Genomic DNA, 12,873 nt, shown 5'->3' with positions numbered 1-12,873 from the left:
ACATGTGTATGGAAGTAATGCCCACGTCAGGGGTACTTTTTCACGCCTTCCGGCCGAGGAAAGCAAGGAGTTTCGTCGCTTTGTCGGCGTTGTCCGGAACCTGTATTTCCGGGCCGCACACGCCGCTCATGCGGATCGAGTCGCCCAGGCCCGCGGCGATCTCCGACACCCAGTCCACGTCCGCGTCTCGCATCGCCGTATCGGTGCCGGTTGCGGCCGCGAGGTCCCAACCGTGGATGACCAGATCGAAACACAAAAACCCTTCGACCGTGGCGCCGAGGTTGGTCCTGCCGAAGTGCCCGTCGTATTCGAGGGTGGACTTTGCCGGGTCGTCCAGAATTGCCTGCATCGAATCGCGGACGGCCGCCCAGGCTGCCGACGGGTCGTCGTCAACCGACGGACCCGACGCCAAGTCCAGGCCGACTACCTTGACCATGTCTCGTTCGCTGTCGAGCACGTGTCTCACCACATCGCGGGCGGTCCAGCCCTCGCAGGGGGAATCGTTGTCCCAGCGATCTGCGGGTACGGCGTCGATCCGCGCCGTGAATTCGGCGGCCAGATCCCGATAGCGTTGAGCGGGGGAGATCTCTGTTGATGTCATGACCCCAATCCTTCTCCACCGCGGAGCCTCGTGATTGATTATTTCGGACATTCATTCGATCTCCGGAGCGTCCGCCCAGATATCCATCGGTACGACGCAGGTACTCCTCCCTTCGTCATCGAGAAGTCGGCCGACCCTTTTCATGGATCTCAGCACCACCGATCTGTTCAACACCACCAAACCCGGTGCCTCCTGGGCGAGTTGTACTTCGGTAATGGGAGTTTCACGAAGGGAATGGGCGGCGATCGCGAGCAGTGTGTTGGCGCGGCCTCCGGAGATCCGCATGCACACCCGCGTTCCCGGCACTCGTTCCACCAGCGCACGAATCGTCGAGCGGTCTGTGGGATCGACATATCCCCACACCCAGGTCACGAGGGGCCAGCCGGACAGTGGCAGAGACACGTCGCAGCGGAACACGATCTGGTTGCGCGACGTCAATTCGGCAAGGCGCCGCCTGACCGTACTTTCGCTGAGGCCGGTACCGACTGTGAGCTCTGCAATCGACGATCGACCGTCCTCACCCAGTTTCAATATCAATTGGCGGTCGACAGCGTCGAACGTCTTCCCGTGATGGCGCTGATCCGTCGGCGCGTATTTGTATCGCACAGGCCGGTCTGTCATCGTCGCCCGCTGCGTGGCATCGAGTACCTGCAATTTCCAGTCGTCTCCGATCGCGAAGACCTCGGTGACGAGGTGTGCACGCGAACTGACGATCCCGGGTACCGACGCGAGCGACCGAAGCAGGAAGCGCGACAGGAAAGCCATGTCCCTGACCTCGACGAGAAGTGTCAAGTCGCCTGGGCCGCTTGTGTGTTCGACGCTCAGCACGTGCGGCCAGCGGGCAAGTCGTTCTGCAATCGTCAACGCGTTCGAAGTCGTGCAATCGACTTCGACAAAAGCCAGACACGATTCCGGACGGCCATGGCCGGTTGCCCTGGCAGAGACCCAGGCGGTGCCGGAATCCTGTAGCCGCTGCCAGCGGCGAGCCACGGTAACCGGATCTACTTTGAGCGCGTCGCCGACCGTGCGCCACGACGCTCGCGGGTCGAGTTGCAGGCAATTGATCAGGGCGAGGTCGACGTCGTCCAGTACGGCGGAATCCTGCGTTTCTTCGATCATGGTGCAAGTATCGTGCATCTTCATTGTGTCTGGGATCACTTCATTCATGCTCGAAGGGCAGAACGCGGCGGCGAGTGCCCACGGCGTTCCTGCTGTGAAAGGAGAATCCTGATGCCGTCCACCACGTTGTCCGCTGTTCCGACCGAGAGAAGCCTCGAGTGGGTGCAACGCCTCATCGGAATCGATACGACGAGTGCCGTGAGCAATCGACCGTTGATCGATCTCATTGCGGCGGAACTACGTCGCCATGGGGTCGAGCCGGTACTTGTTCCCGATGACGAGGGAACGAAGCTCAACTTGTTGGCAACGTTCACCCCTCCTGACGGAAGTACTGCCGGCGGTGTGATGTTCTCCGGCCATACAGACGTAGTGCCGGTCGACGATCAAGACTGGAGTAGCGACCCTTTCACTCCCGACGTTCGCGACGGAAGCCTGTACGGACGTGGCACGTGCGACATGAAGTCGTTCCTCGGGATCGTCGTCGCGGCGATCCCCGACATCGTTGCTCGGCCGCTGGCGAAGCCGATTCACTTCGCATTCTCCTACGACGAGGAAGTCGGCTGCATCGGTGCGACCGGATTGGTCGAGGAAGTTGTCGCCCGAAACCTGCGCCCTGATGTGTGCATTGTCGGAGAACCGTCGGAGATGCGAGTCATTCGCGCACACAAGTCGATGAATGTCATACGTGTTGATCTGCAGGGCGTTTCGGCACACTCGTCGCTCACTCCGCGGGGAGTGAACGCGATCGAATACGGCGCCGAGTTGATTCGATTTGTCAGAAGCGTGGCCGACAAGCTCCGTGCGTCCGGCCCGTACGACGACGCATTCGACGTGGCCTGGACAACATGCTCGGTCAATCTCGTGTCCGGCGGAATAGCAGTCAACACAGTGCCCGAGGATTGCTCCATCACTTTCGAGTTCAGGAGTATCAGCACAGCAGGCGCCGCAGATCTGCTCGAACGCTTTGCCGCCGAAGCGAATCGGATCGAAACACTGATGCGGGAAGAGGATCCGTCGGCCTCCGTGACGATGTACGTCTCGGCCTCGGTTCCTCCGCTGGAGACGGATGCGAATGCTTCGGCGGCTGCACTGGTCGAACAATGGGGCGGTCTGCCCACGGACGAAAAGGTCGCGTACGCCACCGAGGCCGGGATGTTCGCGAGTATCGGTGTCCCCACTGTTGTGTGTGGGCCGGGAAGCATCACTCAGGCGCATGCACCTGACGAGTACGTGACACTTGACCAATTGGCACAGTGCGAGCAGTTCGTTCGGAACGTCATCGCTCACGCCCGCGCCTGACCCACCCCTCACCCCCTAAGGAAAACCATGTCCACGGCAACTACGCCAACCTCCGGAACAGTCACCCCGGAACGCCTGGCCGCTGCTCGCAAGGCGGTGATCAGCAGCTCACTCGGCGCTGCACTCGAGTGGTTCGACGTCATCGTCTACGCGTCATTCGCAGTGGTCATCGCCCATAACTTCTTTCCTGGTGGCGACAACACACTCGGATTGATACTGACGTTTGCGACGTTCGCAATCTCGTACGTCATCCGGCCACTGGGCGGGATGGTTCTCGGCAGCTACGCCGACCGTCGCGGGCGCAAGAACGCCTTGACGTTGACGATGATGCTCATGATGATCGGCACGCTTATCATGGCTGTGGCGCCGACGACCTCGATGATCGGTCCGTGGGCCGGCGTCGTCATCCTGGTTTCGCGGCTAATTCAAGGATTCTCCGCCGGTGGTGAATTCGGTACTGCCACAACATTCCTCGTGGAAACTGCGCCACACAAGAAGGCGTTCTACTCGTCCTGGCAGGTTGCCAGCCAGGGTGCTTCGGTTTTCCTGGCATCGTTGTTCGGATACGTGCTCAACACCCACCTTTCGCATGAAGCGCTTTACTCGTGGGGCTGGCGCGTTCCGTTCTTCTTCGGCATCATCGTCGGCCCGGTCGGTCTGTACATCCGTGCCAAGCTCGATGAAACGGACGATTTCAAGACGAGCGTCCCTGAAAAGGCCCCGCTGAAGACGACGCTGACCAGGCATCTCGGCCGGGTGCTCACCGGTGCCGCAGTCGTGGGCGTCGCGACGATCTCGATCTACCTCATCTTGTACATGCCGACGTTTGCCGTGAAGAACCTCGGAGTATCCGCCTCGGCCGGCTATCTCGGCGGCATCGTCGCCGGACTGGTCACCTTGATCACCGTGCCGTTGATCGGTCACCTTGCCGACCGGGTCGGACCGGCGAGAGTTATGACCTGGGCCGCCGTTGCGGCAATCGTCTTGGCCTGGCCGCTCTTCAAATTGATGGTCGATCACCCGTCGACTCTGACGCTCGTCCTGGTTGTTTCGGTCCTGGGTGTCATCATGGCGTTTGCCTTCGGTCCCTTGCCTGCCTTGATGAGTTCGCTGTTCCCGGCGGAGATCCGGGCTACCGGGATGTCCTTGTCGTACAACCTCGGAGTGACTTTGCTCGGCGGAATCGCGCCGTTGGTCTTGACCTGGTTGATCAGTACAACAGGCTCGCTCGACGCTCCGAGTTACTACTACATGACGGTCGCAGTTCTTTCCCTCGGCGGCCTGTGGTCTGCCAGGACGCTTTTCAGTCAAAAGTGACGGCCAGGGGACGACGGTCGCGACTATGCGACCGCGTCTCCCTCGGTCAGAGCGACGACGGTATCCGACCCGTGCCAGTCGGGGGCTTGGGTGCGGAGTAGAGCCGCTGGGGTCAGCGACGAGATTCGGCGGCATTCACGCGTCAAGTGGGCCTGATCGCTGAATCCGCAGTGGGCAGCGGATTCAGCGAGTCCCAACGCGGGTCGACTGCGAGCGAGTGCCATGAAGCGCTGGAGACGCAAGATTGCGCGCAGCGTTGCAGGACCGTACCCGAAAGCGTCGTTGCAACGACGCTGGAGTTGGCGCGAAGTCAGGGCCGCCGCGTCGGCGAGAGAGCTGACATTCCACGAATGTTCGGACAGTGCGGTGCGAACGTGGTTGATCACCGGATCGTGACGGAAACTCGAACTTGCCCAACTTCGGACAGCGTCTTCGAGGATGGAGACCTGTTCGTGGTCTTCGGAATTCTCCAAGCGGTTCAACAGTATTCGTTCCGTGCGTGCGTCGGTTACATCGCTGAGGTCAGCGCGAGAATCCCGAAGCTCGGACGCCGAAGTTCGCAGCATGGGCGATGCTGATCCAGGGCGGAATCGAACACCCACGGAGCGTGTTCCGGGCGGAAGAGTGAACGACCATGCAGCGGTTTCGGGGCCACAGACGCGAATGCCGACGCCACGTATCCACAGCACGTCCATGCACGCATCGGGCACGAGGAGGTGCTCGCCTTCTGCACACGCCGTCCAGCCGCACACCAGGATGTCGGAGAGATCCGGGGCGACCGATTGTGGTGTGTACCAACCCATGGCAGAAGCTTATCGAGCGGCACCGACATGAAGGTGAGTTCAGTCGACCGGGCCGAAGCGGTATCCGAACCCCCGAATCGTTTTGATGTATTTCGGTTTCGCGGGATCGGATTCGAGTTTGGACCGCAGGCTGAGAATGGTCGCGTCGACTACTCGCGTCTTTTCGTGGGCGGAACCCCAGACGTTTCGGATCAGGTGATCACGCGAGTACACACGCCCCGGCTCGGTCGACAGTTCCAGGAGTACTCGCCATTCGGTCCGACTGAGGACCAGCAGCTTTCCGCCCATCGTCGCCGTCATCGCACGTCGATCGAGGAGCAAATCACCGTGACGTTGGTGTTTGCCGGCAGCGGGATGTGCGGTTTCACGAAGGATCGCGGTTACCCGAAGATCGAGCGCGTGAGAATCGATCGGGTTCAGTACAAAGTCCGAGACAGCGCGATGTGGTGCTTCGTCGATGTCCTCGTGGGTGTCCACCAACATCATGATCGGCATCGAACTACGTAAGCGGATCTGTCGTGCGATCTCGTAGCCGTCGATGTCCGGCAGCAGAAGGTCGATCACCGCAATATCGAAACTATCGGTGTCCAGGTCGTCGAGTAGGCGGCGCCCGGTGCGGACGAGCTGTGTTTGATGACCGAAATGTACTAATTCGGTACCGAGTGTCTGGGCAAGCTCCGAACGGTCGGTAGCTGCAAGTATCAAGCTCACGTGAAATCCTCCCCCCGAAGGTGTTACTAGTCGTAACAGCTTGCATTGTGGCAGATCATCTACCGCGGGACCAGACATAGGGCGGCCGATCGGAAGTTGCGGGGACCGGGGGCGTTCGTCGCTAGACTTCTTACATGGGCACTCTGTTCGCGTTGACGCTGCCAGGCTTGCTCGTGCTTCTGGTCCTGTTCGCATTCGCCGAGACTCTCTGGAACCGGCTCACCGGCGGCCGGGCACTGCCGTGGACTCGGGGACGCACGACTCGTCCGGTCTCGGCCGCGGGCTTCGAAGAGGTTGCTGCCCTGTTTCAGGGATCCAAGCACCATGAATTCGAGCAACGGCAGAGTGCGTTGATGCATCGAGAGGACGGAACGGATGGTGACCCGCCGTGGGTGTCTGTCGATCCCGAAGCCAACAAGGTGGTTCTCCGTCGGCGGAACTGACGACCAGCGGAGCTGACGACCGTCGGGCTCAGGCCCAGTGGCCGGGGCGGGTCAGCGAATCGGGAAGCGTGGTAGCCGAATCGCCAACCGCCGCGTTGATCTGGAACTGAGTGAGAAAGATGCTGCCGCGGAGTTTTGCACCGCGAATGTCGGTGCCGCGTAGGTCTGCACCGATCAGGTCGGCTCGATCGAGATCGCAGCCGCGGAGATCTGCCCCGATCAGATACGTCCCGCGAAAGTTGGCCCCGCGTAGATCGGAACCGCGAAATTTGGCGCCGATGAGGTCTGCGCCGCGGTGGTCGAGTTTACGACTCTTCTTGCCCGAGACCGGTGAGCGCACAAGGTCACTCGTCTGCAAGAGCAGGGTGTTGACTGCCGCTCGGTGTGTTGAGACGTCGACGGCTCGAATCTGCGAAGGCGTGCCGTTGGTCAGGCTTTCCGTCTCGGCGAGTACTGCGTCGAGTTCCTTCTGAATCGAGTGGGTCTGCTTCAGCGAGCGGGCTTCGGCGAGATACCAGAGCAGTTCGTGCAATTGGCGTACGACAGGGAAGGTTTCGAACATGTCCGACGCGGTCTCAGTGGCGTCACGCCAGCTGACGCCGCGGTAGGTCTGCTGTGAAACCTTCTGTCCCGCACCGAAACAGTCGTAGACGGTGCAACCGATGAAGCCCTTTTTACGCAATCCGGTGTGAATGCCGCAACCGAAATCCTCCTGCAGGTTCTTGCAGGGGTCGCCGGCATTCTTGTTGGTCGCGAAGTCGGACGACTTGGAGAAGGGGAGTGCGACGCAGCACAGGCCGAAGCAACTACTGCAATCCGCGAGCAGATTGGTCTGGCCGGCAATCACACGTGCTCCCGATCTTTGGGTTGGACGGAAAGTGTGTCTTCGGGTTCGTGAGTCTGTCAAACGAAATTGCGTGGTTCGACGGCAAGAAGCCCAGCGACGCCGAGGTCATATCCCGCGCATATTGCGGGGTACCAATCCGGCAGGCGTGAGTCCGGACCACGCTCGTGAAGTAGGTCGAAAATCGGGTGGATGGCCCAGCTTGCTGCAACCAGTCGCCGTGCGGAACTCGACGGCAGAACAAGTGCGCCGACGAAGACCGCAAAAGTTGCGGCCACTGCACTCCATTCGCGAGCGGGAATGGAGACGTCGATCGTGCGCCCTAACCGGGCTTGTCCCTGTCGAGCCACGGGATAAACGGCTGCCGCAACCATGAGGCCGGCGGCGTACGAGGGCGTTCGGTGGCGAGGCATCCATTTTTTCACGGGTGCGTCGACAAGTGCACTCAGCGCAAGACCGGTACCTGCTGCGATGACGCGGCCAGTTGTCGAGGGAGGCATTTGTCGACAGTATCGCTGCTCGGCGATGCTTCGCGGCAAAGAAAAAGTCCCCGACCAAGACTGGTCGGGGACTTCCCTGGCGGAGGATAGGGGATTTGAACCCCTGAGGGCGTTAACCCAACCCGCGTTCCAGGCGAGCGCCATAGGCCACTAGGCGAATCCTCCGTGGAGCAGCATACCCAATCACGAGCGTGAAGCGTTAAACGGGTACCTGACCTGCGAAGAGCCGGTGGATCTCGGGGTTTGCATCTCCACCCCGGTAGGTGGTGTGCAGCGGCCGGCGAAAGCCGTCTACACTGTTCATTGGATCCCGCGCGGCGCGCATCCTGTGAACTCCCCCAGGGCCGGAAGGCAGCAAGGGTCAACGGGCTCTGCCGGGTGCGCGGGGTCCTCTATTTTTTTCACATACCCGACCCCGCCTCGTCGGTGAAAGGCCGCTCCGGATGCCTATCCAAACCCAGATCGGGTTGATGAGCCATGAAGAACTCACCTCCGAGCATGAGAGCCAGAGCGCGAAGTACACGCAGCTCCAGGCGCAGAAGCTCGCACTCGATCTGACCCGCGGTAAGCCTTCCCCGGAACAACTCGACCTTTCCGCAGAGCTGCTGACGCTGCCCGGCGACGGTGATTTCCGAGACGGAAGCGGAACCGACTGCCGTAACTACGGTGGACTCACCGGTCTGCCGGAACTGCGCGCCATCTTCGGCGAGCTGCTGGGTATCCCGGTTGTGAACCTTCTCGCCGGCAACAACGCGAGCCTCGAGATCATGCACGACAACGTCGTGTTCTCACTGCTGCACGGCACACCGGATTCAGCTCAGCCATGGGCGCGTGAAGAGAAGATCAAGTTCCTCTGCCCCGCACCGGGCTACGACCGCCACTTTGCGATCACCGAGTCCCTCGGTATCGAGATGATCGCGGTGCCGATGAATCATGACGGACCAGACGTCGTCAAGATCGCCGAACTGGTCGCGTCAGATCCGCAGATCAAGGGCATGTGGGCTGTTCCGGTCTACGCGAACCCCACCGGCGCCGTTTACTCCGAAGAAATTGTCCGGACGCTCGCGTCGATGCCGACAGCCGCGCCTGACTTCCGCCTGTACTGGGACAATGCGTATGCCGTGCATCCGCTTGTCGGTGAGACTGCGCCGTCCTACGACATTCTCTCGATGGCTGCCGAGGCCGGAAACCCCAACCGTCCGCTCGTGTTCGCGTCGACGTCCAAGATCACTTTTGCCGGCGCGGGTGTGAGCTTCTTCGGTAGCTCCGCGGAAAATCTTGCCTGGTACCAGAAGTTCCTCGGCAAGAAGAGCATCGGACCGGACAAGGTCAATCAGCTTCGCCACCTGCGTTTCTTCGGCAATGCCGACGGCGTTCGTGCGCACATGGAGAAGCATCGCGCGTTCCTGGCGCCCAAGTTCGAACTCGTATTGCGGATTCTCGAAGACCGCCTCGGTGCTTCGAAGGTCGCGTCCTGGACCGAGCCGAAGGGCGGATACTTCATCAGCCTCGACGTAGTCGACGGCACGGCCAAGCGAGTCATCGAACTGGCGAAGAACGCGGGTATCGCGCTCACCGCGGCAGGTTCGGCTTTCCCGTACAGCACGGATCCGGATGACCGGAACATCCGGTTGGCTCCGAGTTTCCCGTCCACGGCTGAACTCGAAGTTGCCATGGACGGCGTGGCTACGTGTGTCCTGCTCGCGGCCACGGAATCGCGTCTCTCCGAGATCTGAGTGCTCGAAGCGGCGTGCCCGGTCGGTACTTTTTGGTCTTGTCTTGTACCGTTCGGAGCATTAATTCCCGACATAGGGTGTAATCCCGGAGGTTGTAGTGACGGGCGCGATCAACGCTTCGGATGATTCGAGCTTGGACGCCGAATCTAAGTGTTCGGAATCGGTTGTACCAGTAGCGGTCGGGCTGACCGAGGTTCCGCAGCGGCATCTCCGCGTCGGCGTCTTGGGTTTCGTCGTTCTGTCCGTACTCGCAATCGCGTCGGTCCTGATGGTCTTGTACGGCGTTCCGATGGATGCGAACTACTGGGGAATCTTCCACAACTTCCTCGATCTCGACGTTTACCGCCACGGTGGGAGTTTCGTAGTGCAGAGACTTCCGCTGTACGACGGTCCGGTCCTGCAAGGAATGATGTTCACGTACACACCGTTTGCAGGAATCCTGTTCACGGTGTGGGCGGTGCTCACGTTTCAACAAGCGATTGTCGTGTGGTCGGTTCTCAATGTTGTAGCGCTTTTCGCGGTGGTCGTGTTGTGCTGGAAGTATCTCGGCTATCGGCTCGACGTGAAGACGTATGTCGTCAGTGCGTTGGCGACCACGATCTTTCTGTTCATGGAACCGGTTCGTACGACGCTCTGGCTCGGGCAGATCAACATCTTCCTGCTGCTCTTGATCGTGTGGGACCTCGGCCGGGACGAGAAGAGTCGCCTTCGGGGAATCGGAGCCGGCATTGCCGCGGGTGTGAAGCTGACTCCGGCCTTCTTCTGGGTATACCTGTTCATCACGCGCCAATGGCGCGCGCTGGTGACTGCAGTCGTGACGTTTGCAGCGACCGTCGCCCTCGGCTTCATCGTCATGTACCACGATGCGTACACGTACTGGACCGGCACTCTTGTCGACAGCGAACGCGTCGGACCGACGGACGCTCCGAGCAACCAGTCCGTGTCCGGTCTGATCGCTCAACTAACCCACACACCGACTCCGTCACGACTGTTGGTTCTCGCGTGCAGTGCAGTCGCCGCGTGCCTCGGGCTGGGGGCAGCGTGGGTCGCTCACCGCCATAGTCAGAAATTGCTGGGGCTTACCATGACTGGGTTGACCGCGACCACTGTCTCGCCGTTCTCGTGGGGTCATCACTGGGTATGGTTCGTCCCGCTGGTCGTCCTCGCCGCGCACTACGCGATGGTGTCGAAGAAACGCTGGGCGTGGGTGGCGCCGTTCGTTTTCCTGCTCCCGGTCTTGAACTGGTCCCACACCTGGTGGGTGCCTGCAGACATTCCGGGCACGGATCGCTTTGTCGGCATGGGCTTGTTCATGTTCGTGCCGCCCGAGTATCTGCGGATTCCGACCGTCGGCGTCTACCTCTGGGTCTTCACGCTTGCCGCGGTCTCGACCTTGGTTCTGTTCGGCTGGAGGAAGTGGAAGATACCGGCCCCGGATGCGTCGGCGCCGGTCACAACTGCCGCCTGACGTGGCAGTATCGGACTCATGGCACTTCAACTGAACCTTGTCGGTGACCCCGAAGCAGATGCTCTCCTCGCCGAGGACCCGTTGGCGTTGTTGATCGGAATGCTTCTCGATCAACAGGTTCCGATGGAAACGGCCTTCCTCGGTCCGAAGAAGCTGGCGGATCGGCTCGGCAGCATCGACGTCAGGCGAATCGCCGACATGGACACCGACGAGTTCATCGCGATCTGTGCCGATCCCCCGGCTGTGCACCGATTCCCCAAATCGATGGGCGAGCGCATCCAGCTCATGTGCCAGTTCATCGTCGAGAACTACGACGGCGACACCGCGGCGATCTGGACTTCGGGAAACCCCGATGGCAAGGAAGTGCTGAAGCGGCTCAAGGCTCTGCCCGGTTACGGCGACCAGAAAGCCCGGATCTTCTTGGCGTTGCTCGGTAAGCAGATCGGCGTCGAGCCGAAGGGTTGGCGTGAAGCGGCCGGCGACTACGGACTCGAGGGCTCCAGGCGGTCCATCGCGGACGTCGTCGACGAGCAGTCTCTGCTCGAGGTCCGCGAGTTCAAGAAGGCAGCAAAGGCCGCGGCGAAGGCGAAATAGGTCACTGGTCTTCGCGTTCGTGCTTTTCGCGATCCTCACGCTGACGCTGGAGGAACGTGCTCGGGTTCTGTCCGCCGATCGGACCGTGGCCGAGGACTCCGTGCTCGTAAGCGGACTCAGCGTGCAGGGCAACGTCGATGCCGCGTGCCTCGTCTTCACGTGAAATACGGAAGCCGAAGGTCTTGTCGATGAGCTTTCCCAGTCCGTAGGTCACTCCGAAGGCATAGAGCGCAACAACGACCACACCGACGAACTGCTTACCCAACTGCGCGAACCCACCGCCGAAGAACAAACCTTCCGGACCGCCCGTCATCACGGCCGTCGCGAGTAGCCCGATCAGCAACGAGCCGACGATTCCGCCGACGAGGTGTACGCCGACGACGTCGAGGGAGTCGTCGTAGCCGAGCTTGTGCTTCCATCCCACGGCGTACGAGCAGACGATGCCCGCGATCAGGCCGATGACCAGCGCGCCGAACATGTTCACCGTTCCGCACGACGGGGTGATCGCGACCAGACCGGCGACGACGCCCGAGGCCGCGCCGAACGTTGTGGGGTGACCGTCACGGTTCTGTTCGACGAACAGCCAGCCGAGTAGTCCGGTGCAACCGGCGACGAGGGTGTTGAGGAAGATCTGCGAGGCCATACCGTCGGCGGCAAGGGCCGAACCGGCGTTGAAGCCGAACCAACCGAACCAGAGCAGACCGACGCCGAGCAGGACGAACGGCAGATTGTGTGGACGCATCGACTCGGCCTTGAAACCCATCCGCTGGCCGAGGACCAGCGCCAATGCCAGACCCGACGCTCCGGACACGATCTCGACCACCAGGCCACCCGCGTAGTCGAGTGCGCCCATCTGGGCTAGCCATCCCTGCGGATTCCATACCCAGTGAGCGACGGGGACATAGACGAGCAAGGACCAGATGGGGACGAAGATCATCCAGGCGGAAAACTTCGCTCGGTCGGCGATCGCACCACTGATGAGTGCTGCAGTAAGGATCGCGAACGTCAATTGGAAGGTTGCGAACAACACTTCCGGAACGTTCCCGTGCACGGTCGACGGGTCTATGCCCGCCATTCCGACGTGCTCGAGCCCACCGATGATGCCGCCGTGATCGTCGCCGAAGACGAGGCTATAGCCCACGAACAACCAGGCAACGGTGACGAGCGCGATCGAGACGAAGCTCATCATGATCATGTTGAGGACGCCGGTCGAGCGGACCATACCGCCGTAGAACAGTGCGAGTCCTGGCGTCATCAGAAGTACCAGTGCAGTACTGACGAGCAACCAGGCAGTTGCTCCGGCATCGATGGTGGCGGGCACAGTTTTCTCCTCACGCACACAGACCAGCCCGCATGCACGGAACCCACGATGCGTGCGTGCGGTTTCCTACGCACTGCGATTGTGTTGCGAACATGTTTCGGGAGAAGTCGGCGTTGC

At 61.0% G+C, this 12,873-nt stretch carries 13 protein-coding genes, 1 tRNA gene and 1 other RNA gene; 7 read left to right on the top strand and 8 right to left on the bottom strand.

Going from position 1 to position 12,873, the window contains the following annotated elements; translation table 11 throughout:
* Positions 1-40: 40 nt before the first annotated feature.
* Positions 41-601 carry a TIGR03086 family metal-binding protein gene (locus ACWF6P_RS00545; RefSeq protein WP_452619580.1) on the bottom strand — a complete coding sequence of 187 codons (561 nt, stop codon included), beginning with the start codon at positions 599-601 and terminating at the stop codon, positions 41-43.
* Positions 602-652: 51 nt separating this feature from the next.
* Complete coding sequence (locus tag ACWF6P_RS00540) at positions 653-1,720, bottom strand: Lrp/AsnC family transcriptional regulator (RefSeq protein ID WP_452619579.1); 1,068 nt, start codon at positions 1,718-1,720, stop codon at positions 653-655.
* 111 nt (positions 1,721-1,831) lie between these two features.
* Between ACWF6P_RS00540 and argE the strand changes: the two genes are divergently transcribed.
* Positions 1,832-3,019 (top strand): acetylornithine deacetylase, encoded by a 1,188-nt coding sequence (argE, locus tag ACWF6P_RS00535; RefSeq protein ID WP_452619578.1) that lies wholly within the window; start codon positions 1,832-1,834, stop codon positions 3,017-3,019.
* Positions 3,020-3,046: 27 nt separating this feature from the next.
* The gene (locus ACWF6P_RS00530; protein WP_003943831.1) at positions 3,047-4,336 is read left to right on the top strand and encodes an MFS transporter; all 1,290 of its coding nucleotides are present in this window, start codon (positions 3,047-3,049) and stop codon (positions 4,334-4,336) included.
* Between the two features lie 23 nt (positions 4,337-4,359).
* On the opposite strand, the gene ACWF6P_RS00525 is transcribed toward ACWF6P_RS00530, so the two are convergent.
* Together ACWF6P_RS00525 and ACWF6P_RS00520 are read right to left on the bottom strand one after the other, a co-directional pair.
* On the bottom strand, positions 4,360-5,139 hold the full coding sequence (locus tag ACWF6P_RS00525; RefSeq protein ID WP_452619577.1) for a helix-turn-helix domain-containing protein: 780 nt from the start codon (positions 5,137-5,139) through the stop codon (positions 4,360-4,362).
* A gap of 39 nt (positions 5,140-5,178) precedes the next feature.
* Entirely contained in the window at positions 5,179-5,850 is a 672-nt protein-coding gene (locus ACWF6P_RS00520; RefSeq protein WP_452619576.1) for a response regulator transcription factor, read from the bottom strand.
* Between the two features lie 134 nt (positions 5,851-5,984).
* Between ACWF6P_RS00520 and ACWF6P_RS00515 the strand changes: the two genes are divergently transcribed.
* Positions 5,985-6,293 (top strand): DUF6191 domain-containing protein, encoded by a 309-nt coding sequence (locus ACWF6P_RS00515; RefSeq protein WP_452619575.1) that lies wholly within the window; start codon positions 5,985-5,987, stop codon positions 6,291-6,293.
* A gap of 28 nt (positions 6,294-6,321) precedes the next feature.
* Here the strand turns inward: ACWF6P_RS00515 and ACWF6P_RS00510 are convergent, their stop codons facing one another.
* From ACWF6P_RS00510 to ACWF6P_RS00500, 3 genes are all read right to left on the bottom strand, one after another.
* Positions 6,322-7,140, bottom strand: coding sequence for a pentapeptide repeat-containing protein (locus ACWF6P_RS00510; protein WP_452619574.1), 819 nt, complete (start codon positions 7,138-7,140; stop codon positions 6,322-6,324).
* A 56-nt stretch (positions 7,141-7,196) separates the two neighbouring features.
* Complete coding sequence (locus ACWF6P_RS00505; protein WP_452619573.1) at positions 7,197-7,637, bottom strand: hypothetical protein; 441 nt, start codon at positions 7,635-7,637, stop codon at positions 7,197-7,199.
* 77 nt (positions 7,638-7,714) lie between these two features.
* Positions 7,715-7,802: transfer RNA gene (locus tag ACWF6P_RS00500), tRNA-Ser, on the bottom strand.
* 136 nt (positions 7,803-7,938) lie between these two features.
* Here ACWF6P_RS00500 and ffs point away from each other — a divergent pair.
* The 4 genes from ffs (at position 7,939) to ACWF6P_RS00480 (ending at position 11,435) form a co-directional block, all read left to right on the top strand.
* Positions 7,939-8,038: signal recognition particle sRNA small type (gene ffs / locus ACWF6P_RS00495), an RNA gene on the top strand.
* A gap of 42 nt (positions 8,039-8,080) precedes the next feature.
* On the top strand, positions 8,081-9,373 hold the full coding sequence (locus tag ACWF6P_RS00490) for an aminotransferase class I/II-fold pyridoxal phosphate-dependent enzyme (RefSeq protein ID WP_452619572.1): 1,293 nt from the start codon (positions 8,081-8,083) through the stop codon (positions 9,371-9,373).
* A 97-nt stretch (positions 9,374-9,470) separates the two neighbouring features.
* Positions 9,471-10,841, top strand: a complete 1,371-nt coding sequence (locus tag ACWF6P_RS00485; protein WP_452619571.1) for a glycosyltransferase 87 family protein — start codon at positions 9,471-9,473, stop codon at positions 10,839-10,841.
* A gap of 18 nt (positions 10,842-10,859) precedes the next feature.
* Positions 10,860-11,435: an HhH-GPD-type base excision DNA repair protein gene (locus ACWF6P_RS00480; protein WP_452619570.1), complete on the top strand. Its 576-nt coding sequence runs from the start codon at positions 10,860-10,862 to the stop codon at positions 11,433-11,435.
* Position 11,436: 1 nt separating this feature from the next.
* Here ACWF6P_RS00480 and ACWF6P_RS00475 read toward each other — a convergent pair whose 3' ends face one another.
* A complete protein-coding gene (locus tag ACWF6P_RS00475; protein WP_452619569.1) occupies positions 11,437-12,756 on the bottom strand; it encodes an ammonium transporter in 1,320 nt (439 codons plus the stop codon).
* Between the last annotated feature and the right edge of the window lie 117 nt (positions 12,757-12,873).

Source organism: Rhodococcus sp. NPDC055024 (assembly GCF_053608585.1).
Note: the sequence above shows the minus strand (reverse complement) of the source record. Positions and strands in the feature narration are given on the sequence as shown.

What these genes read in the sequence shown, in the direction of transcription:
- ACWF6P_RS00545 (WP_452619580.1), bottom strand. Translation starts at nt 601, where the DNA reads ATGACATCAACAGAGATCTCCCCCGCTCAACGCTATCGGGATCTGGCC.
- ACWF6P_RS00540 (WP_452619579.1), bottom strand. Translation starts at nt 1,720, where the DNA reads ATGATCGAAGAAACGCAGGATTCCGCCGTACTGGACGACGTCGACCTC.
- argE (WP_452619578.1), top strand. Translation starts at nt 1,832, where the DNA reads ATGCCGTCCACCACGTTGTCCGCTGTTCCGACCGAGAGAAGCCTCGAG.
- ACWF6P_RS00530 (WP_003943831.1), top strand. Translation starts at nt 3,047, where the DNA reads ATGTCCACGGCAACTACGCCAACCTCCGGAACAGTCACCCCGGAACGC.
- ACWF6P_RS00525 (WP_452619577.1), bottom strand. Translation starts at nt 5,139, where the DNA reads ATGGGTTGGTACACACCACAATCGGTCGCCCCGGATCTCTCCGACATC.
- ACWF6P_RS00515 (WP_452619575.1), top strand. Translation starts at nt 5,985, where the DNA reads ATGGGCACTCTGTTCGCGTTGACGCTGCCAGGCTTGCTCGTGCTTCTG.
- ACWF6P_RS00505 (WP_452619573.1), bottom strand. Translation starts at nt 7,637, where the DNA reads ATGCCTCCCTCGACAACTGGCCGCGTCATCGCAGCAGGTACCGGTCTT.
- ACWF6P_RS00490 (WP_452619572.1), top strand. Translation starts at nt 8,081, where the DNA reads ATGCCTATCCAAACCCAGATCGGGTTGATGAGCCATGAAGAACTCACC.
- ACWF6P_RS00480 (WP_452619570.1), top strand. Translation starts at nt 10,860, where the DNA reads ATGGCACTTCAACTGAACCTTGTCGGTGACCCCGAAGCAGATGCTCTC.